Source organism: Streptomyces sp. WM6372, assembly GCF_001279655.1.
GTDB lineage: Bacteria > Actinomycetota > Actinomycetes > Streptomycetales > Streptomycetaceae > Streptomyces.
Genome location: NZ_LGDB01000001.1, coordinates 1 through 19,774, shown reverse-complemented (window position 1 = coordinate 19,774; position 19,774 = coordinate 1). Strand labels below are relative to the sequence as shown.

The 19,774-nt window shown below is 68.0% G+C and carries 19 protein-coding genes, 1 tRNA gene and 1 pseudogene; 9 read left to right on the top strand and 12 right to left on the bottom strand.

Annotated features, from left to right (window positions below; genetic code table 11):
- Positions 1–440: 440 nt before the first annotated feature.
- On the top strand, positions 441–1,376 hold the full coding sequence (locus tag ADK52_RS00095; RefSeq protein ID WP_053687745.1) for a nuclease-related domain-containing protein: 936 nt from the start codon (positions 441–443) through the stop codon (positions 1,374–1,376).
- A gap of 60 nt (positions 1,377–1,436) precedes the next feature.
- On the opposite strand, the gene ADK52_RS00090 is transcribed toward ADK52_RS00095, so the two are convergent.
- From ADK52_RS00090 to ADK52_RS00075, 4 genes are read right to left on the bottom strand one after another with little or no spacing between them, the layout of a single operon-like run.
- Complete coding sequence (locus ADK52_RS00090; protein WP_053687744.1) at positions 1,437–2,336, bottom strand: hypothetical protein; 900 nt, start codon at positions 2,334–2,336, stop codon at positions 1,437–1,439.
- On the bottom strand, positions 2,336–3,289 hold the full coding sequence (locus ADK52_RS00085) for an ABC transporter permease subunit (protein ID WP_053687743.1): 954 nt from the start codon (positions 3,287–3,289) through the stop codon (positions 2,336–2,338). Before ADK52_RS00085 ends, ADK52_RS00090 begins: the two co-directional genes overlap by 1 nt.
- Positions 3,286–4,014, bottom strand: coding sequence for an ABC transporter ATP-binding protein (locus tag ADK52_RS00080; RefSeq protein WP_078987741.1), 729 nt, complete (start codon positions 4,012–4,014; stop codon positions 3,286–3,288). The genes ADK52_RS00085 and ADK52_RS00080 overlap by 4 nt, the downstream gene beginning before the upstream one ends.
- Before the next feature lie 9 nt (positions 4,015–4,023).
- Positions 4,024–4,434, bottom strand: coding sequence for a hypothetical protein (locus ADK52_RS00075; RefSeq protein ID WP_147420032.1), 411 nt, complete (start codon positions 4,432–4,434; stop codon positions 4,024–4,026).
- A 1,419-nt stretch (positions 4,435–5,853) separates the two neighbouring features.
- Between ADK52_RS00075 and ADK52_RS44335 the strand changes: the two genes are divergently transcribed.
- Positions 5,854–6,414, top strand: a complete 561-nt coding sequence (locus ADK52_RS44335) for a SpoIIE family protein phosphatase (protein ID WP_324615863.1) — start codon at positions 5,854–5,856, stop codon at positions 6,412–6,414.
- Here ADK52_RS44335 and ADK52_RS00065 read toward each other — a convergent pair.
- Complete coding sequence (locus ADK52_RS00065) at positions 6,359–6,697, bottom strand: MerR family transcriptional regulator (RefSeq protein ID WP_053687740.1); 339 nt, start codon at positions 6,695–6,697, stop codon at positions 6,359–6,361. The two genes, ADK52_RS44335 and ADK52_RS00065, sit on opposite strands and share 56 nt — an antisense overlap.
- A gap of 831 nt (positions 6,698–7,528) precedes the next feature.
- Here ADK52_RS00065 and ADK52_RS43250 point away from each other — a divergent pair.
- Positions 7,529–7,701, top strand: a pseudogene (locus ADK52_RS43250) (ATP-binding protein); the annotation flags it as partial.
- Between the two features lie 47 nt (positions 7,702–7,748).
- Positions 7,749–8,108 (top strand): hypothetical protein, encoded by a 360-nt coding sequence (locus ADK52_RS00060; protein ID WP_053687739.1) that lies wholly within the window; start codon positions 7,749–7,751, stop codon positions 8,106–8,108.
- A gap of 107 nt (positions 8,109–8,215) precedes the next feature.
- Here ADK52_RS00060 and ADK52_RS00055 read toward each other — a convergent pair whose 3' ends face one another.
- The 6 genes from ADK52_RS00055 to ADK52_RS00025 form a co-directional block, all read right to left on the bottom strand.
- Positions 8,216–8,527 (bottom strand): SCO5918 family protein, encoded by a 312-nt coding sequence (locus ADK52_RS00055; protein WP_053687738.1) that lies wholly within the window; start codon positions 8,525–8,527, stop codon positions 8,216–8,218.
- A gap of 49 nt (positions 8,528–8,576) precedes the next feature.
- On the bottom strand, positions 8,577–8,993 hold the full coding sequence (locus ADK52_RS00050) for a CBS domain-containing protein (RefSeq protein ID WP_053687737.1): 417 nt from the start codon (positions 8,991–8,993) through the stop codon (positions 8,577–8,579).
- A gap of 46 nt (positions 8,994–9,039) precedes the next feature.
- The gene (locus ADK52_RS00045; protein ID WP_053687736.1) at positions 9,040–10,572 is read right to left on the bottom strand and encodes a DEAD/DEAH box helicase; all 1,533 of its coding nucleotides are present in this window, start codon (positions 10,570–10,572) and stop codon (positions 9,040–9,042) included.
- Positions 10,573–10,889: 317 nt separating this feature from the next.
- Positions 10,890–11,093, bottom strand: a complete 204-nt coding sequence (locus tag ADK52_RS00040; protein WP_008734853.1) for a cold-shock protein — start codon at positions 11,091–11,093, stop codon at positions 10,890–10,892.
- A 958-nt stretch (positions 11,094–12,051) separates the two neighbouring features.
- A complete protein-coding gene (locus ADK52_RS00030) occupies positions 12,052–12,480 on the bottom strand; it encodes a nucleoside deaminase (RefSeq protein ID WP_053687734.1) in 429 nt (142 codons plus the stop codon).
- Positions 12,477–13,340 carry an LLM class flavin-dependent oxidoreductase gene (locus ADK52_RS00025; protein WP_053687733.1) on the bottom strand — a complete coding sequence of 288 codons (864 nt, stop codon included), beginning with the start codon at positions 13,338–13,340 and terminating at the stop codon, positions 12,477–12,479. Before ADK52_RS00025 ends, ADK52_RS00030 begins: the two co-directional genes overlap by 4 nt.
- A 94-nt stretch (positions 13,341–13,434) precedes the next feature.
- Between ADK52_RS00025 and ADK52_RS00020 the strand changes: the two genes are divergently transcribed.
- Entirely contained in the window at positions 13,435–13,905 is a 471-nt protein-coding gene (locus ADK52_RS00020; protein WP_053687732.1) for an Lrp/AsnC family transcriptional regulator, read from the top strand.
- A 714-nt stretch (positions 13,906–14,619) separates the two neighbouring features.
- Here ADK52_RS00020 and ADK52_RS00010 read toward each other — a convergent pair.
- Complete coding sequence (locus ADK52_RS00010; RefSeq protein WP_053687730.1) at positions 14,620–15,561, bottom strand: hypothetical protein; 942 nt, start codon at positions 15,559–15,561, stop codon at positions 14,620–14,622.
- A gap of 335 nt (positions 15,562–15,896) precedes the next feature.
- On the opposite strand from ADK52_RS00010, the gene ADK52_RS42060 reads away from it, so the two are divergent.
- The 4 genes from ADK52_RS42060 (at position 15,897) to ADK52_RS42050 (ending at position 18,812) form a co-directional block, all read left to right on the top strand.
- On the top strand, positions 15,897–16,103 hold the full coding sequence (locus ADK52_RS42060) for a hypothetical protein (protein WP_159045818.1): 207 nt from the start codon (positions 15,897–15,899) through the stop codon (positions 16,101–16,103).
- A 477-nt stretch (positions 16,104–16,580) separates the two neighbouring features.
- On the top strand, positions 16,581–17,069 hold the full coding sequence (locus tag ADK52_RS42055; RefSeq protein WP_159045817.1) for a hypothetical protein: 489 nt from the start codon (positions 16,581–16,583) through the stop codon (positions 17,067–17,069).
- Positions 17,070–17,386: 317 nt separating this feature from the next.
- A complete protein-coding gene (locus ADK52_RS00005) occupies positions 17,387–18,004 on the top strand; it encodes a hypothetical protein (protein WP_053687729.1) in 618 nt (205 codons plus the stop codon).
- 738 nt (positions 18,005–18,742) lie between these two features.
- Positions 18,743–18,812 (top strand) — tRNA-Ser (locus ADK52_RS42050).
- Positions 18,813–19,774 lie beyond the last annotated feature (962 nt).

Here is a 19,774-nt window from a genome sequence, read left to right as displayed (position 1 = left end):
ACGAGGACGGGGGGATCCGGCCGTGTCTTATCCCGTAGAGCGCCCACGCGGTAAGGCCAAGCTGCCGCCGCGCGATATCCGGAGGGATGAGGGCGACTCGCGCTGTAAAAGGTGCGGTTTGAAGCTTCCTGGAGATAGGTGGGGCCAACACGGTCAGTGCCCCTGCGTGGATACGAAGTAGGAACACGTCGGTGAGCGAGGGCACAGCTGGCCCCCCCGTAGGGCTCGACTCATGCCCTTGGGCCCATCCCGTCTTGCAGGGGCGGGCGTCGGCGCAGCGGGGGCGGAGCGGGCCGAAGGCAGGAGCCTGGCCCCGAGCGGAGCCGGGTGCTTGATGAGGTAGGGAAACCTGTAACGGCTCGCTCTGTCCCCGGCGGTCTTGCCGACCTGGCCACCAGCTGCTGGCATATGTGTGGGGACGGCACGCAGGGGGGCGGCTGATGAGCGATCTGACGGTGCATTCGTGGAAGAGGCACGGCAAGGATCGGCTCTATGTGAACCTGCCGGACGGAACGGCCGTCGCCTGGGCGGATCGGGCGACCAAGACCGTGACGATCAAGATTCGGACGCACCAGGACGAGGCTCTGGCCCTTCTCCGGCGGCACCTCGGGGACGGGCTCATCGTCGGCCCCACCCCCACCCCCACCCCCTCACCTGCCCGTGAACCCCGCCCCTCAGGCCCCCCTCAGCGGCCTCGCCGGCCCGGCCCCGCAGCCCCGAATCACCGTGCCGAACGGCCGGCGTCCCTTCCGCCCCTCTCTCCCGGTGATGACCTGGCACGGAACCGTCCAGGCGCCCGCCTGCTGGGGACCATCGCCGAACGAGGCCCGTCGACGGCCCAGCGGTGGAGGGCGAAGCTGCTTCGGCAGTCTTCGGAGTGGGACAACTGGTACACCGGGCTCGAGGGAGAGCGGCGGGTCGGTCGAGAACTGCACCGCCTGTCCCCGCTCGGCTGGCGGATCCTCCACGGAGTCGAGAAGAGCAACGGCGGCGACATCGATCACTTAGTGATCGGCCCCGGGGGCGTGTTCAGCATCAACACCAAGACTCACCGGGGCGCTTCGGTCTGGGTCGGCGACTCCATGGCCAAGGTCAACGGCGGGCCGCCGCAACGGTACGCCGCTGCGAGCAAGGCTGAGGCCGACTACGTGCGAAAGGTGCTGGGGCGGTACTGCGACTTCGACGTGCCGGTCGAACCGGTCCTGGTCTTCGTCGGCGCCGCGTCCCTCCATCGTGCGGCGACGCAGTACACCGTACGGATCTACCAGGAACGGGACGTGGCGGCTCTCGGCCCCCTCACCGGCAAACTCAGCCCGCAGCAGGTGGAGAGCGTGTACGCCGTCGCCCGTCATCGGCGCGCCTGGCTGCGAGCTTGACCCGCCTCATCTCGCAGAAGCCGGCGCACGGCAGCGGCTGCGCCGCACTTGGCCGCGGTGTCAGTCAACGGGCCGTAGCGCGCGCTCGGAGCGCAGCGCGGCCCAGGCTGCCACACCGGCCAGGGCCGCGGCCCCGGTGAGGGCGAGGCACCCGGTCAGGGGTGCGGGATCGGGCGGGGCCTGATTCCAGAGGTAGAGCTGGTATTGGGCCTCGGGGGGCAGGTTCAGCAGATCGGCGATCCAGCGGTGCGGCAGGAACGGCGCCGCCGGAAGCATCACGAGTGGTGCGGTCACCAGCAGGGGACCGACCCCGAGCGCGAGGGTCCCGATGACGCTGCGCAGCAGGGCCGCGGCGAGGGCCGCCAAGGAGATGAAGAGGAGTTGGACGAGGAGGGCGGCGGCGATCGCGCCTGCGGCCTGGCCCCAGGTCGCGGACTCGGCGGGCAGGGGAGGTGACGTGTGGACGCCCCCGCCGGCGAGCCCGGAGGGCACCGCGCGGGGCCGCACCGGCCACAGCCGGGCGTATGCCGAGGTGCTCAGCCACAGCAGCACGCCGGTGACGATCTGGCTGGCGAGCGACAGGGCGAGTGCGGCGCCGGCCTTGCGGGCCCACAGCACCCCGACCCGGTTCTCGAACAGGCGCAGGGCGCTCCAGGTGCCGCCTTCCAGGGTCTGGCCGAGCCCCGTGGCGACGACCACTCCCGTGAGGACGAGACCCAGCAGGGTCGCGAACTGCCATGCCGCCGCTCGCAGCGCCGACGGGAGCGAGGTGAGCGCCGACACCGAGGGGTCGAGCACCCCGTACGAGGCTCCCGCCATCCAGAGCCGGCCGACGAGCGCGAGGGCCAGCAGGATCACAGCCGCGGTCGCTCCCCATACGGGAGCGGTCCACAGGGCTCGCAGCTCACCGGCCCAGGCGGTCCCCTCCCCGCGCGCCGGCCGCCGCCGGTTGCCGGCCATCAGGCGCGGTCCCGGGTCCGGTTGAGGCGGTCCAGCCCGAGCCAGAGCAAGCCGATGAGGGCCAGGGTCGGCAGGACGCGGAGCAGGACGGGGGCCGTGGAGGGGTCGGTGGAGATCCAGAAGTGGTCCCACACCCCGTCCACCGAACCGAAGCCGACGAGGTCGGCCAGCGCGCCGCCGGGGAGCCAGGCGCCCAGCCCCGGGGCGGCGGACGTGCGGACCACCAGGACGAGCAGCAGCATCCCGGCGAGGAAGGTGCGCATCGGCTGGCGCAGCAGTGCGCCGAGGGCGACCGCGACGGCTGCGGCCCCGGCCAGCACGGCTGCACCGGCCAGTACGCCGAGTGCGGTGTCGGCGAGGACGGTGCCGAGGGCGCCGGGCGAAGGCAGCGGGTAGGCGTTGCGGCCGTAGAGCAGGCCGAACGCGGCTGTAACGGCGGCCGACACGCACAGCAGCACCAAACTCCACGCCCAGACGGCCAGGGTCTTGGCGGCGAGCAGCCTGCTGAGGCGGGACTCGTAGAGGAGGAGCGGCACGATGCTGCCCCGGCTCCACTCGCCGGCGACGGAGAAGGCCGCGAGCATGACGAACAGCGCGAGCCCCGGAACGGACGTCAGCAGCCGTATGGTCCACAGCAGCGAGCCCACCGGGTGCTGGGCTTGCGCGGCACGGACTCCTTCGGCGGTGAACCTGTCCTGGATCCGCTCCAGCCCGGCAGCCTGCAGGGGTACTTCGGCGAGGCACCCGGCCTTCTGCTGCGGGGTGTTCCGCGGGGAATCACATGATCGGGGGAGGAAGTCGAGGTTGGCCTGCACCTGCGTGATGTTGTGCGAGGCCATGTTCTGGCTCACCCACGCGCAGTAGAGGGAGCCGAAGACGAACAGCACGGCGAGGGTGAGGGCGAGCGGGTGCCGCAGCAGCCGCCGGGTCTCAGCCCGGACGAGTGGGTTCACTGGCGGTCGCCGTTCCCGACGAGCCCGAAGAACCAGTCCTCGAAGGCGGCCGGACCGCTTTCCGGGTCGTAGCCGAGCGCGTCGAGAGTGCCGGCGGCGACGACGCGGCCCTGGGCGAGCATGATCACGCGGTGGCAGATCCGCTGGATCTCGTCGAGTTGGTGGCTGGATACGAGGACGGCGGCCCCGCGCTCGGCCTCCTCGGCCACGATCCGCCGCACCATGCGCAGTCCCTCGGGGTCGAGCCCGTTGGTGGGCTCGTCGAGGATCAGCAGATCGGGCCCCTTGAGCAGCGCCGCGGCGATGGCCAGCCGCTGCCGCATGCCCTGCGAGTACGTCCCGAGCCGCCGGTCGGCGGCTCCGCTGAGCCCGACGCGGTTGAGCGTGCGGGCGATGCGCCCGCCGTCGGGAAGCCCGGCGGTGTCGAGCAGGGTGCGCAGCATGGCGCGTCCGGTGGACCACCGGTGGAAGGCGGGCGCGTCGAGCGCGGCTCCGAGCCGGTCGAGCTGCCGCGGCCGCATCGGCAGGGACTCCCCGAACAGCCGCACTTCACCGGAGTCGGGAGTGGACAGCCCGGTGATCACCCGCATCAGGGTGGTCTTGCCGGCGCCGTTGAGCCCGAGGAGGCCGACGATCTCGCCGGCCTCCAGGCTGAGATGGACCCCTTCCAGCACGGAGTGCTTCCGGAAGCTCTTGGTCACTTCGTGACAGGAAAGGACGCTCATCGTCTGAGATTACTTCCAGTTGTAGACGACGCGACCCGACGAGTGGATGAAGGCCGGAGCGTTCGCGATCTGCATGTAGTAGCTGCCGGCGGGGGCGTTGTTGAACTCCTTCCAGAACGTGCCGTTGTCGCAGGACCAGTCACGCCAGGCGACCCACTGGTCGGGCTGCCAGGACTTGTCGATCTTGAAGTCGTAGCCGACCCGGCCCTGAGCGCCGTTGCTCGTGGCGCACCCGTCCTGCGTCGCGGCCTGGCTGTTGCCCGGGGCCGACCAGCGGCCGGTCTCCGCACCCACGCCCTCGTCGGTGAAGGAGAAGTTCTTGACCTGCGTGTACGCGGCGAAGGCGTTCGGCGCGAGTGCGCCGATGAGTCCTGCTGCGAGTGAGGCCGTCACCACGGCCGACTTCATGCGAGTACGCATGGGGGTTCCCTCCCGATTGCTCCACCTTCCCCGGTGGAGTCTGTGCACTGCGTGCCGTCATCGGCACGCAGCCGGAGATGATCTTCATCATTTCTTTAGTTTTGGTCAAATGACGGCATGATCAAGCCAAATTTCGATGGTTGCGTTTGTTATTCCGTTGGCCTAGGCGGGGTGCTTCAGCGGGGTGCGAAGGCGAACTCGCTGTCGTGTTCGGGTAGTCGGCCGCTCCTGGGGTCGTGGACCTGCGGCAGGATCGGCCGGGGTATGGCGCAGTCGGAGCGCCGGCGCCGGAGGATCTCGACGGCAGGTCGTCCAGCCACGGAGGGCCCTGCTCTAAGAGGAGGCGACCGTGCGGGTCGCGGGACCGGCTGCACCGGGATGCCGCCCCGCCGGCGGCCTGGATCGACCACTGCCGGCCAGTGAGGGAACCGCCATTCGCCTGTTCCCGGACCAACTGCCCAGTGAGCGCGCCGGTCTGGCCGTGGGGGTCGGGCGCGACGCCTTTCGAAGCGAGCGTGCACGATTGTCCGCTCGCGTCGTCCGACTCACCGCTGCCGCGCTCGTCCTGCGCCGACAGTCGGCGCGCCCCAAGTCGTGATCGTTTGCGGGCGCAGCCCTGCACATGCAGCAAAGGAGTGCACGAGCCCCGGTACCGGATACGCGGTGGCCCCCGGCCGCAGCAGGCCTGCCACCGGAGGCGGTGTTCGGGCAGGTGGGGGAGGTCGCTCGGACACGTTTACGTTCCCGCCGCCCCGAGGCCATGGCCGCGGACACGGCCTTTCATGCCGAGGCGGATGGACGTAGGCCCCCTCCCTGCCGGCGACGCTCAGCGTTGCTCCCGGGGAAGTACGGGATGCCCGGGGGGGAGGAGGGATCTCCTGCGTCGGTGTGACGGAACGGTGCGTCGGAGACGGGACATTGGATGCAACCGGGCGGACCTTCGGGGCCACCGGTCCGAGTTCAGGCGGCGGGGCCCCGAAATGGACCAGGCGGGGCCAACAGGGCAAACGGTGTGAACAGCGTGAACAGGTAGACGCCGCACGGTGGTTCCGTGTCTACCACCGCGACGGCGGGCTGACCGCCGCCGACCGGGACACCGCCGAACGGCAGATCGCGGTGGTCACGGTCCCGGCGGTCACGGTCCCGGCGGGTGCCGCGGAATACCGGGTCCGCCAAGTCCGACCACGACGATGTCCTGATGCGCGCCCGCCCGGCCCCGCGGGGCCCACGGGTTGCCCGTCGGCTTCTCGCCGGCATGTGAGGCGGCCCGGTTCACGGTCGCCGGAGCACTGGAACCGGCGACGCACGTCGGTGGCGACACCTTCGACTGGGGCGTCGATCGGGACACCATGCAGCTCTCCGTCACCGGTGCCATAGGACACGACGTGGAAGCCGCGCTCCTCGCCACCGGGGCCGTGGGTGCCCTCCGCAGGGCCGGACGTGCCGGCGCCGAGCTCGAGGGGCAGGCTCGCGAGGCCAACCAGGCAGTCATCGACAACGGCACGCGGGGCGTCGTCACCGGGCAGCTGCTGCACGTCAGCCTGCTCGACGGGGAGGGTCGAGGAGATCGCTCCCGAAGTGGATCTACCGTTCGGTGTCCACCTTCGTGCCGCCTATCGGGTGCAGCGGTTGGACCTGCAGCCGGGTGACCGGCTTGTCATGCTTACCGACGGCATGCTCGAGCGGCGCGCTGTGGAGGCCGACCTGCCCTCCCTGATCGTTCGCACGGGCGCTCTCCACCCCCGCGAGGCCTCCCGGGCCCTGGTTGCGGAGGTGCTGCGCGCCCACGGCGGCCGTCTCCAGGACGACGCCACGGTCCTCCGAACCAGCTCGCAACCACGATCGGACGGTGACGGTCGAAACCGGGCGGTGGCGCGATGCCGCCCCCTGGACGCGGCCCACCGATGCGATGGGCACACTCACCTCAGGCCGAGGCCGACGGACCGGACGATTCGGCGGCGCGGCGGTATTCGGCGTTGATGCGCTGCGCTTCTTCGAGCTGGTCCTCAAGGATGATGATGCGGCAGGCGGCCTCGATGGGGGTGCCCTGGTCGACGAGTTCCCGGGCGCGGGCGGCGATGCGCAGCTGGTAGCGGGAGTAGCGGCGGTGACCGCCCTCGGAGCGGAGCGGGGTGATGAGGCGGGCTTCGCCGATGGCGCGGAGGAAGCCCTGGGTGGTGCCGAGCATCTCGGCGGCCCGGCCCATCGTGTAGGCGGGGTAGTCGTCGTCGTCGAGACGGCCGAACGAGTCGTCTGCTGTCATTGAACCTCTCTCATGGAACGCGTGGAGGGGCCCTGGTGCCATATGGCACCAGGGCCCCGAAGGAACTACTACACCATCCGCCGGCCCTGGTCCTGCGCCGGCCTTCTGTGTCCGCAGACCCGGCCAAGATGCTGCCGGGATTGCGGGGATCGCGGTTGCTTGACCGGAGACCACCTCACTATCGATGTCCTGCGGTACCCGGGCTCAGGCTTCCGCCCGGGCGATCCTGATGGTGCTCTGCTCCTCCGTTCTTCCCTCGATGATCAACTACTTATCAAACGGAGACTGCGAACTGCTGGTACTGCTCCTCCTGCGAACTGCTCAGTGACCTCACCCAGCGCCACTCTTCGGCAGCCAGCCCCGTTGCCCATCCTGCATCTGCTCTGGCTTAGAACCCCACTGCCGAACTTCCCGGTGCGCGCGCCCGCAGCCGACGCCTTCACCGAGGTGCTGCTCACTGACTTCACTGCTGGTACTGCCAACTGCGCTTACTACGGGTACTGCCACTGCGTTAACTGCGGCACTGCTTGTGGCGGCCCCTGATCACTGCGGGCCACCCGGTCCGGTCGTCAGCCCCGTCGCCGTCCTGCAACCGCTCTGGCTTCGGAACTCCACCACCGCACCGTGCTGCGCACTGCAACTGCGGGTACTGCTGCCCGGCAGTTCGTCTCTGCCAGGCCCTGCGGTCTCTCTGCGTTACGAGAGAAACCATAACCACGCCACAGCTCAATGTCTACTCCGGCCGACATAGATTTTCCGGTGCGCTGAGGACAGCTAGACGCTCGCGGTCGGCCTAGCATGCCGTGAGCAGCCTGCATTGCAGGTCAGGCGCTCGAGGTGGCCGTCCACGATCCCAGCCCGCACGTGCCGCGCATGCGCACCCCTGACATGGACGGTGGCACCGGGGGTTCGGCTGGCCCGTGGTCAACAGACACGCCCGAGCGACCGCGGTCACCCGTCGGGCCTCCGGCGGGAAGACGGTGAGTGCCCTTCTCGCCCTGTAGCGCGACCGCTGGAGCGGGCGGAAAGGCGGTGAATAGAATCGGCTCTCATGTCGAAGCCTGACCAGCTGCTCGTTGATGTCGCCACTCTCGTGGAGTCCGGGCAGAGCAACCAGATGTCCCTGACCGTGGTCACCAGCGGCGCTGTCATCACCGGTCGGCTGGCCCCCGAAGCCGTGTGGAGGCAGCGGGTGTCGGAGGTCCTGACGGACTCGGCCCGCCTGGCCGAGTTCTCCGCCATCTTCACCGCCACGACCCGCCGGGACGGGCCGCCGACCCATCTGCACTTCCATGTGGCCCGCATCCTCCAGGGCACGGTGGGGATCCCGGAGACGGGTGGGATGTATCGAGTCTCGATCGCGGATGTCAGTGCCTGGACCGTGGGCGACTTCAGCTACTCCGACCACTGACCCTGCACCGCGTAGAGCAAGCCGTCGGAACGCAGGAGGGCCCGACCGGCACGTGCCGGTCGGGCCCTCGTCGCTGTGTCCGTGTCGGCTCGCGCCGGTCCCGTCGGTCAGACGGTGACGGGGTGCCCGAGCATCGCGGCCGCCTTCTCGAGCGGGCTGAGGACACGCGTGGGCGCTGCGGCCTGGGGAAGGCCGCGGCAGGTGAACCCGAGCTGGGTCATGGCGCGGAGGACTTCGCCGGCGCTGAAGTCGCGGCGGTCCTGGCGGGTGATGACCTGGCCGACCTGCTTGACGGGGTAGGTGCGGCGGCCGATGGTCACTGACTCGCCGATGACCTGCTCGGGCTTGATGCCCTTCATCGATTCCAGGACACCGCTTTTGGTCAGGTCGAACGGGAAACGGGCGATGACACAGCGCATGGATGCCTCACAGGGTGAAGGGGGAACGGTCCGACCACGGTGCGGTGGTTCAGTGGCTGAGGGCGAGGACGCCCAGGGCGCTGCCTCGTTCGTCCACGACGGGCAGGGCGGTGACCCTGCGGTATCGCGTCGCGTGATCGGCCTCGGCCATCGTCGTCGTGGGCGAGGTGAACGGCCCGCGGTCGCCGAGGACATCGCGCAGACGGGTCCGGTCCGTGTACGCCGCGCTGTCGCGGACGGTGGTGAGCTGGGCATGGGTGATCAGCCCGGTGCACAGGCCGTCCTCGTCGCAGACGAGCAGATGGTCCGCGCGGGCGCTGGCCATGACGGCCAGGGCCACCTCGACGGTCATGTCGTCGCAAACCTGTGGACCGGCCGCTTCCATGGCGTCGTCCACCGTCCGGTGGACGAGGTCGGCATGGGCATCGGAATGCGCCGCGCGGGGCTGCATCTGGACCAGCGTCAAAAGGTGCCTCCTGCAGAGGTGGGTCAGTGTCCTGATCGCGTGGTTCTCAGGCCGCCGCGTCGAAGGCGGTCTGTCGCAGGCTCGCGCGCCGGGCAGCCGCCATGGGCCCGCGTCGACCGCGGGAGGCCGTGCTGCGCTTGGGGCGCTCGGACACCGGTGCGGTGATGGTGACCGGGATGCCGGAGGGTGCCTGAGCACCGGTGATGCGGTTCAGGGCCTCGTCGCCCGAGCGGACCTGGGTGGTCTGCGGGGTGATGCCCGCGGCCTGCATCAAGCGGGCCATCTCGCGGCGCTGGTTGGGGGTGACGAGGGTGACGACGCTGCCGGACTCACCGGCGCGGGCGGTGCGGCCGCCGCGGTGGAGGTAGTCCTTGGGGTCGGTGGGCGGGTCGACGTTGACGACGAGGTCCAGGTTGTCGACGTGGATGCCGCGCGCCGCCACGTTGGTGGCGACCAGCACGGTGACGTGTCCGGTCTTGAACTGGGCCAGGGTCCGGGTCCGCTGCGGCTGGGACTTTCCGCCGTGCAGGGCCGCAGCGCGGACCCCGCTGTCGAGGAGGTCCTGGGTGAGGCGGTCCACGGCGTGCTTGGTGTCCAGGAACATGATCACCCGGCCGTCGCGGGCAGCGATCTCCGTCGTCGTCCGCTGTTTGTCGGCCCCGTGGACGTGCAGGACGTGGTGCTCCATCGTGGTCACCGCGCCCTGCGAGGGGTCGACGGAGTGCACGACCGGGTCGGTCAGGTAGCGGCGGACCAGCAGGTCGACGTTGCGGTCGAGGGTGGCGGAGAACAGCATCCGCTGGCCCTCGGGACGTACCTGGTCGAGGAGGGCGGTGACCTGCGGCATGAAGCCCATGTCGGCCATCTGGTCGGCCTCGTCGAGGACGGTGATGGCGACCTGGTTCAGGCGGCAGTCGCCGCGGTCGATGAGGTCCTTGAGGCGTCCGGGAGTGGCGACGACCACTTCGGCTCCGGCGCGCAGCGCACCGGCCTGGCGGTGGATCGGCATGCCGCCGACCACGGTGGCCAGGCGCAGCTTGACCGCCCGGGCGTAAGGGGTGAGCGCGGCGGTGACCTGCTGGGCGAGCTCTCGCGTCGGTACGAGGACCAGCGCGAGCGGCTGGCCCGGCTCGGCGCTCTGGCCTGCCGTACGGGCCAGCAGCGCGAGGCCGAAGGCCAGGGTCTTGCCGGAACCGGTGCGGCCGCGGCCGAGTACGTCGCGGCCCGCGAGGGTGTTGGGCAGTGTCGCGGCCTGGATCGGGAACGGTGTGGCCATGCCCTCACGGGTGAGCGTGGTGAGCAGCTGGGCCGGCATGGCGAGGTCGGCGAAGGCCTCGACGGCGGGCAGCGCGGGGGTGATCGTCTTCGGCGGTGCGAACTCGCCCTGGATCGCGGCGGGCCGGCGGCCGTAGCCGCCCGAGCGGCTCGGAGCTCCGGAACGGCTCGGACCGCCGGAGCGGCTCGGGGTCGACGAGCCGAAGCGGCTGCCCCGCCCCGAACCGGCGCCGGTGCCGAAAGCGGGGCCGCCGGTGCGGCCGCGGGTGCGAGAAGAGCGCTCGTTCGTACGTGTGGGGTTCATGCGGAACCTTCCTTGATACGGCACGTATCAAGGAATTCCCGCAGCGTAGGAGCGGCGCACGGAATTGCGAGAACGGGCCGAATGGAATGCGATAGCGGATCTGGCGGACAGAAATCTGTTCGGGCTCAGACGCTGAAATAAGGTGGCGTCATGTGGACGCGACGACCAAGAAGCGAAATCGGATGCAGCTCCGAGAGGGCCAGTCGGCCGGATCTCTCAATGCTTGATGCCGCGGGTGGACGCACCGCGGGAAATGCATGCAGCTGGGGCCCGCACCCCGAGGGATGCGGGCCCCAGCTGCAGAATGTGTGTCAGCGTCAGGCGGGAACGATGTTCTCGGCCGTCGGGCCCTTCTGGCCCTGCGCGATGTCGAAGGTGACCTTCTGGCCCTCGTTCAGCTCGCGGAAGCCCTGGGCGGCGATGTTCGAGTAGTGGGCGAACACGTCAGCGCCGCCACCGTCCTGCTCGATGAAGCCGAAACCCTTTTCCGCGTTGAACCACTTGACGGTACCAGCAGCCATGTCAAATCTCCTTTGGGGCAATACATCAACGTCTGCACTGTGCGGACGCCGTGTCGCCGCGATGATGCCCCGCCCGGAATTTGACCGGGAAATACAAAGCGCTTCTTGCGGCCCGAAGTCCGACTGGAGGCGCTTGAAGCCTTGGGTACCAAAACTGCAACCGAGATCGACAGTAGCACGCTGCAGCGGCTTGTGTGCGTTGAATATTTCCGGCTGCCGCGTGGCGGTAGAAACTCTCCCCGCATGATCCGTTAAATTCTCAGGTCGCGGTGACAGATATTGATTCACGCCGAGCACAGCGTTTTTAAGTGCTCGCCGTCGGCTGCAGGGTGCGGCAGCGAGGTCTCGCGAACTGGGGCGCGCGGGCGGGGTGGTTGATCGTCCGCGTTACAGGGTGCGAACGGGCGAATCCGAGCGGGCTCGTGGCGCGGGGCACGCGAATTGCGTCTCGCGTTTCGAGACGGCATCGCGCCACTGCGGTAAAAGTGGCGCGTGAAGAGCCATCTGGACAGGGCATTCCAGCGAGTTGGGGAGCCCCGGCCCTGAACGCCGCGCGAACTTCAGTCGAGACCATTCGCACCATGTTGCTGCGGCGGAAGGCGACCTGCGCGGCGATGCTCTTGCCGGGGGTGGGCGGCCGGAAGCGGGGGGAAGGCTTCCTCGCCGAGGCCGAGCAGGTCCTCCTGCGTGTCCTTGTCCCAGCCCAGCTCGCCCTCGGCGCGCTCCTCGCGGAAGTCCTCGCGAGCCAGGTCGACATTGAGGCGGCTCGAGAAGAGAAGGACGTTGGCCCGGTAGGGCCGTCCGCCGGCGCACGGAACCGGAAGAGCCCGACCAGGTCGGCCGGCGACGTGAACTCGACGGCCGCGGTGCCGCTGCCGCCATCTCGACATACGTGCCGAGCCAGACAGCTCCAGCAGCCTCGACGGAGGAGCCGGGAGATGGCCGCGATGCCAGACGGTCAGCGGTAGTACCCCTCGATCACGGCTCGCACCTCGTCTAGCAGCGCGGGGCCGTCCTGCGGCACGGGCGGCCGGCCGCTGCCCGGTCTGATGTCCAGGAGCTGTTCGTTGGACAGAGCGAACACCACCCGCCGCAGGCCCGCCTGTTGGATGACCGCCTCGCACATCCCGCACGGCTGGCAGCTGGTGTACATCGTGGTTTCCGCTGCCGTGGCCGCGTCCAGCTCCCTTGCGGCCCATCTCGCCAGCTTCAGTTCCGGGTGCGCGGTGATGTCCCTGTCTGTGAGGGTCGTGTTGTGCTCCTCTGCCAGAACCGCCCCGTCCGGTCCCGACAACAGCGACCCGAACGGCGGGTCACCGCCCGCGCGTGCCTTGGCCGCGAGCGCGATGGCCCGCCGGAGGAAGGCGTGGTCGTCGGGTGTGGTCATGACTGCTCCGTTCTGGTGCGGGGTGGGTAGAAGTGCGCGGCCACCGTGGCGAGTGCCTGCCAAACCGCCTGCGGGTGGCAGGTCTTGCGGGGGTCGCCGTCGTAAGGGTCGAGGACGACGGCATCGGCACCCAGCAGCCGCAGTTGGTCGAGGTCGTCCATGATTTGGTCGATCGTGCCCTCGCCAGCGAGTCGTTGCGGTCCGCTGACTGGTGCCGCAGTCAGTTTGAGAGCGATGCGGGGGGCCAGGGCGGGCACGGGGAGGTGTTGCTCGTCTGCCGACGTCCTCAGTCTTTCCGCGGCTTCGCGCAGCCACGGCATGGTGCAGCGCAGCGGATGCCATGCGTCCCCGAGTCGCACGGCTCGGCGCAGCCCCGCGTCGCTGTTGCCGCCGACCCACACCGGGATCCTGCGGTTTCCATAGGAGGCGGTGTCCGCCCAGGCCGTCCGCATGTCCCGCAGGTGGTCGTCGGTCAGTCGTCCACGCCGTTCGAACGGGATCCCGAGGGCGGCGAACTCCTGCCGCGCCCAGCCCACTCCCACGCCGAGGACCAGCCGACCCCCGCTCAGTTCATCCAGGTTGGCTGCCATCCGGGCGGTGAGCAGCGGGTGCCGGTAGGGAGCGATGAGGACCGTCGTGCCGAGCCGGACCCGGGTGGTGAGGCCGGCCAGCCAGGACAAGGTGGTGAAGGGCTCGTAGAAGGGTGCCGGATAGCGCTCGGCGACGTCGGGCGTGATGGCGACGTGGTCCGAGGCCATGAGCAGGTCGAAGCCCAGGCCCTCGACGGTCTGGGCCCAGCTTCGAAGGACTCCCGGGTCGGTGCCGGGGCCGAAATTGAGGACGTTGACTCCGATCTTCACAACGCCGAGCCTAGCCACGCCGTACGGTCCTCCAGAAGTAATTCCCGCCTGTTCAGAGGCGTTTCGACCGTGGATCCGCCGGTATTCTGGGCGGATGACCGAGAGTCTTGATGCGACGGACTGGGCGATCCTGGCCGAACTCCAACGGGACGGTCGGATGGCGTTCACGGAGCTGGCACGGCGGGTGAACCTGAGCGCGTCGGCGACGAAGGAGCGGGTGCGGCGGTTGGAGGCGGCCGGGGTGATCGCGGGGTACCGGGCGGAGGTGGACCTGGAACGGACCGGCTACCCGGTACTGGCGGTGGTTCGGCTGAAATATCCAGGGCCGGGGACCCGGCACGAGCCGTTGCGCCGGCTGCTCGAGGAGCGCTCGGAGGTCCTGGAGTGCCTGCGCACCACGGGGGACGACTGCTACGTCCTGAAGGTGACGACCAGGTCGATGGCCCACCTGGAGGAGATCGTCGACGCGCTGGCCCAGTTCGGGAGCACGACCACCAACCTCGTCCTCAGCCGGACGCTGCCGTTCCGCGGCCCGCGAGAGCCTCGGGCGAATACCGTCGGGTAGGCGTCAATGTGGCACGCGGACGCCAGAGCCAGCCCGGCAAGGCGGCCCGAGACCGCCGACCAACGAGAGCCGGACCTTCCATCTCCTCTACAGCTCCTACTCGATCTTGTCCGTGACCCCGAGCCCGCGGAGAACGCCCTGACCGTCCTGCTCGAACAGGCCCAGGCCTCGGACCTGGCCGATCCCGGCATCGACGCGCGCACGGAGGCGATCAGCCTGGTCGCGACGGCGGCGACCATGGGCACCAGCGCCCTCGTGGGCCAGGACGTTTCGCCCGCCCGGCGCCCCGTGTTGCCGGACGTCAGGAATTCGGCCGCTTGGCCCCAACTCGCTGTGATGAGGGGCCCCTCGTGGCGCGCGGAGGGTGCGGTCACCTCTGAAAGCTCTAGACAGCAAAGAAGGCCCAGGTCACTGACCTGGGCCTTCTCTCAAGAGCGGATGACGGGAATCGAACCCGCGCTATAAGCTTGGGAATCACCGATCCTCAAGGCCTCGCAACACCTATGACCTGCACAAACAGGCGTAGGGAGCGGGGCCTTTGTGCTGCTGGGTCCCTGGTGTTGACCGCGGTTATCCGCCCTACCTGGCACGTGTATGGCACGCGGGGTAGCTCCGCTGGCCGCGGCCTGCTGGCCCCAGTCGCCTGCCGGCATCAATGATGTTGTTACCTCACTGCAGTGATGCACAATCCCGGCAGGCAGCTCAGGTGATCCCCTACGGCAGTACGTCCGAGCGGCTGCCCTCAAACGACTTGCCGGCCGGCCACAGGACTACGCACTGCTGGCTCGTTGCGAGGTCGATCAGGTCCTTGCGGGGCTCGGACGGCAGAAGAATCGCGCACGTGGTCGGTTCTACGAACCGGCTGTAGTCGGCTAGCTGGCCGATGGCCATGCGCACGTTCTCGCGAGTGACGCTTCCCTTCGCCTCGACAAGCAAGCCGAGTTCCGGAGCGTAGAGGTCGGTCAGCAAGGGGCGGGTTTCGCCCGCAGGCAGGATCCGGTGTCGATGAACCCGCTGCCCCCTCGACCTGAGGTAGTCGCTGAACTGTTGGACGAGCTTGGCTTCCCGCCGCTCTGCTTCGTAAGGCTCGCGACTTGGGTTGACGAAGGCCGTCTCGGTCTCTTGCTGCTCAATGTCTACGTGCAGGACCGTCTCTGGCTGGCTCCGTAGCACTCGACCGAGCTTCGTCTCCGACTGCTGCGGGGCGGTGTCCACGGGGCGGAGCTTGAAGACAATCACCTTGCGGAGGGGCCCGTCGCCGGTCTCCGGAGCGTCGGCCTCGTACCAGCCGTCAGCCTCGAACTCGCCAAGGTAGGTGACCGTTCCGCGGGCCCCCTGGAAGACGCGCAGCGCGCGGCCCTCGGCCCGGTGGTTCAAGATGCTGGCGTTGCCGGACAGCATCCGCTGGTCGCCGTACTGCCCCTCACCGCTGTAGTGGAAGAGCCTGTCCGGCATCCACCCGTCGTAGTAGCCGTGCTTCTCGCCGGCGATCGGGTCCGTGAAGACCATGACGTTCGGCGTCTTCGCCGATGGGCCGATGCCCCCCTGCGTGCGTCCGCCGTATTCGGCATGCAGTCGCTTGCGCTCGATCGTGTCGCCGGGTTCGAGCCCCCAGGCCGTGGTGCTTGCTGGGTCCGCGACGGTCACCTCCTCCATGTGTAGCTCTCCTTATTTATTAGCTCTGAACTACTAACCCTCATCGTAGTGTACTCTGCTCGCACGGTACAGGAATCAGATACGCGAATCCGACCCGTAAAATTAGCATCCAAATCGGACATCACCCACTGGTAGGGGGGAGGGGCACCGGAGGGAGGGGGCATGTCGGTTCGACGCGAACCGCGAAGAAGCTGTGCCGGCTAGGGCCTCACGGGGCGCTTGACGGCCTAGATCGAGAACGCGGCCGCGGCCCCTGCACATGGAGCAGGCGGCCACCCGTTGCACCGGGGGCCGCCCTTGAAAACACCTCGTTCATCACTCCAGGAGGCGTCCATATGAAAGTACGACGAACCCAGCCGGATGGCGAGCGGCGTCGCCGCCCCGGCCGCAAGATGGTGGCGCTCGCCGCGGTCGGGACCGTCGCGTTCGGACTCGCCTTGATCGTGCCGGCCGCCGGCACGGCCTTGGGAGTCGCTGCCGCGGTCGTCGCGGTACTCCCCTCCGACGGAAGGGGAGGCGGCAAGGGCGACCGGGAGGAGTAGATCCCCCTCCTGGTGGGCCTTGCCATCGTCGAACAAGCAGGGCCCCTGACTGAAACGCTGGTCAGGGGCCCTGCTGTTGACCACCTTCTGGTCCGTAGCTCTAGCCAGACCGGTCAGCGATGGTCATACCGGCCGCTACGAGGCCCCGGAGAGACGGTGGCGGACCGGGGCGGTTGCTGTGGTTGCGGTATGTCGCTGCTGTGCAGCCGTCCCCGGGCTACGGGAGCGCCTTGTGGGTGCTGACGTGCCGCTCGCGGCCTTGGCGAGGGAACGGCGAGCGGCAGAAATTTTCCCCACCTCGTCAAGGGCGCTTCCGCCGCCAAAGCGGCGGTCGACGGCAGACGGGATGGGAGCCCGGGACCGTGGTGGGTACAGGCAGTTATCAGCTGACCCACTGCAGTCCCGATCCGAGTCAACGCCTGATGGGTCGCTGCGACTCAGGTGGCGATCATGTGTGAGCACGGAGACCCTGGAACTATGTTCCTTTCCGCCGCGATTGATTGGGCTAACGCACTCAAATGGCCCGTCACCGTAATTCTGCTCACAGCAATGGCGTTCCTTATTTTCCGACCTGCGATTGACGCATGGATCATGAAGGTTCACCATGCCAAATTTCCCGGCGGGGAGCTTTATGCGCTGCATGATCGTATGGACGGCTTGAATCATACGCTAAAACATATCGATGAACGTACCGATGAGCTCCAGGGCGCGATCGCCCACAATCGTGAGTCTCCGATCTACGCCGCACATCTACTACCCGAGACGGCTGTTAAGGCCCGCGACTCCCTTAAGGGTGCCGCAGATCAAGAAGGGTTCGACAGAGAGCTACTTGAACAAGTATCACAGCGTTCACTTGACCTTGGATGGGTCCTAGCAAAGGTGGGGCTAAACCCCTCAGACGTCTGGTGGCGCTGGGACGGCGAAGAGCCGGACATCGTCATTCCATCGCCTCCCGAAGAGGCATAGGGCCATTGAAGGTACTCAAATGAGCGCCTTCCCGGGGCCGTCTCGGGGCCGTGGGAGGGCGCTCGTTGGTGACCAATGCTGACAACTGGTGGCGGCTGGGCCACAGGTCAGCACGTTGGTCGATTGCTCAGCCGCAGGTCAGTGCGGCGGGGCGTCAGTTGTGGCTGGACTGAGCTCGGGGATTACGCAGCGCGAGGATTGGCCCGCGGGAGAAGTGGTTCCTGGCGCGTGACGCCACCAACCGCTACAGGAGCGAGCCAGGTCGTGCCTACGGTGCGAGACTGACGGCAACGCCCAGGGAGCTGGAGGGATCGGCCATGGACGAGGAGAATCCGCCGCCACAAGCTCTCACCGCCCGGATCAAGGGGCACGTCGGTTGGTGGCTCAGTGCCCTCGGAGCGATCGCGGGCATCATCGCCCTGTACTTCGCCTTCAGGCCGACGCCTGACCCGCCGATCACAATGGCGGAGTGGAGGACCAAGGCGAGCTCGGTCTGTGAGAAGGAAGCCGGACCAGCCGTCACGGTGTACGACGATGCCCGAGCTGCTTTGTCGAAGCTCGTTGATAATGCCGTGGCTGGACAGCCTGCGGACGTTGAGGCCATCGCAGCGGCCGGACATCAATATGAAGAGGCAGGCAACACAATCCAGGGGTTCATGGGCAGCCTGAGGGACATCGAGCAGCCACCTCGGCAAGCAAAGCAGATCACTGAGGCGTTGAATCTAGGCAGCGATATTGGGGCAGCGATGCATATTGCAGGTAGGGCGATCATCAACCGGACCCCATGGATCGCGAAGCCGCAGTTGCTGAAGGTCAATGACATGGATGAACCCTGGCGCGACCAGATTGCCGAGCTGAAGGCCCGGTACTGCGCAGCCGTAATCCACCCCCCGACCCCCTCTCCGACAGCCACTCCCTCGGCCAGCGGACTGTAGCGCAACGCGTCTTGGGCCACCGTTGGTGCCAGCGTGCCCAGCGGCTACCACCAACGGCACCCCTGCCCCCACACATCACCGGGGGGATGACCGAGACCGCCATTCGAGGAATACGGCCTATTCATGGACGGGCACGGCCACTCAACTGGGTTCTGAGCCCCTGATCTGGTGAAACACGCAGGACGCACGGGCCCTCCGGAGCCGTGTGCCCTGCCGTGCTTCCGCGCGCGTCTTCATCGCCTATGCCGCCTACGAGACACTGCGGGCGTCCGTCTGCGTGCTTGGGAGGAGGTTAGGGCGAGTGACCCAGCCGAGGTGTGGAGCTGCGACGAAGGGCGGTGGCCGGTGTACGAGGCCGGCCATCATGAACAGTGGCCAGTGCTACCAACATCAGGGCGAGTGGACAGCCCGCGGGGTGGCAGACCGCAAGGAGAGGGAAGCCAAGGCGAAGAAGCGGGAGCTTCGGAAGAAGAAGCGGCCTTGGTGGTGACCGCCGCTGACATCTACAACTGACATCAACGGGGGTGGACTGTGGCAGTCGCGAGGAACCGAGGAGGGGCGCTGAGTCCTGAGCCCGGACGGTAAGCGGTAACCGCTGGGCGAGCTTACAAGGCAGTGGTCAAGCGCTCGTTGGTTGGAACCCAACAGTGGGCATCGGGGCGTGCTGAGCCGCGCTGTGGGCCAGCGTGCCCGTGAATCTGCCGCATCGAACAGTAGGTGCAGGTCAGAGGCAACACCGGGAGCGATATCGCGACGGTCTTGAAAACCGTCGTGGCGCGAGTCACCGTGGGTTCAAATCCCACACCCACCGCATGTGAACGACCCCTGACCAGCAAGAACGGTCAGGGGTCGTTCGTGCGTGCGCTGTCCGTTGGCGACCGTTGACCCCCGTTGTTCCCCCACCGAACGGGCACGGGAGGGGCACGGTCGCTCTGTGATCCGCGGCGCTACGGAGATTGGTCAGTGGCAGTCATGCCAGCCGCGTCAAGGCTGCGCCAAGTCATACACGGTTCCTGTGGTTTCGGTACGCGGCTGCTGAGTCGGCGCCAGCGAGGGTGGTCACGAGGGCGATGGCATTTGCGTACGCAGCAACGACATTCGAGACGGCTGGAGAAAGCACCAGAACAATCACGATCACTGTGATCGCCCATTTGCTGGGAACAGGGTTTGACAGAGCCTGGGTACCAGGGGACACACTCATCATTGAGCCTCCAAGGCTTCCGGGCCCACCCCGACTGTGCATGCCGCAAGCCGTGCAGCCGGGGTGGGCTTTTGTCGTGACGGGAACCATGGTGGCGCCTCCGGCCTGGGGCGACGCAATGTGAGCTTGCAGCTCTCCGGCATGCACTTGGTGGAGCAAGTACTCCACTTCATTGCGGAACATGATCCGGAACGACGTGCAGCGACCAGCGGAAACATCCATGCGCATGACGCTCTTAGCACACACCCCTGACAACCTAAGTGCCACAGTCGGGGGATATCTACTTTGAGTGCCATTCATCCCGATTTTCTATTTGCTGGGACTTTGCCGAAATTCGTAGAAGGCATACGACGAACACGGCAGGTGCGGGCCATCATTCACACGATGGTGTAAAAAAAGGACGCCCTGGACGCGATGCGCCTGAGGGTCTAGGCGCGTCCCTTGAGGGGCATCAGCCACCACGTGCCCCTGCTGTCATCCCGTCTGCCGTCGACCCACACGGAGTGATAGCGGGGCAGGCTTCTGGGGCCCAGGTGGAGCGCCCTGCTGGACGAACGACCTGGGCCCCA